This window comes from Vogesella mureinivorans (assembly GCF_007644035.1).
In the GTDB taxonomy this organism is placed as follows: domain Bacteria; phylum Pseudomonadota; class Gammaproteobacteria; order Burkholderiales; family Chromobacteriaceae; genus Vogesella; species Vogesella mureinivorans.
Window position 1 is genome coordinate 1 of sequence record NZ_VMTV02001087.1, and the last position, 297, is coordinate 297.

Annotated in this window: 1 protein-coding gene; it reads right to left on the reverse strand. The window is 59.3% G+C overall.

Features of this window, described 5'->3' with window-relative positions; genetic code table 11:
• Positions 1-24: 24 nt before the first annotated feature.
• Positions 25-297: OprD family outer membrane porin (locus tag FLQ44_RS22865; RefSeq protein ID WP_147696180.1), on the reverse strand; the 273-nt coding region annotated here is incomplete at its 5' end.

The following is a 297-nucleotide window of genomic DNA, read 5'->3' on the forward strand; positions in this document are numbered from 1 at the left end:
TAGGACGCAGTGATGCGTCCGGTATTACAGAATCGACAGCGGGTAGTTGATGATCAGACGGTTCTCGTGCAGATCCTGGCCAACGTCACGGCGGACGTCGGAGTTACGCCAGCGAACGTTCAGGTTCTTCAGGGTGCCTTCCTGAATGGTGTAGGCCAGTTCGGTTTCACGACTCCACTCTTCGGCATCGGTACGGCCGCCGGCATGGATATTGGAGCCGCTGGTGTAGCGGTTCATCAGGGTCAGGCCCGGGATGCCGAGGCCGGCGAAGTTGTAGTCATGACGCAGCTGCCAGGA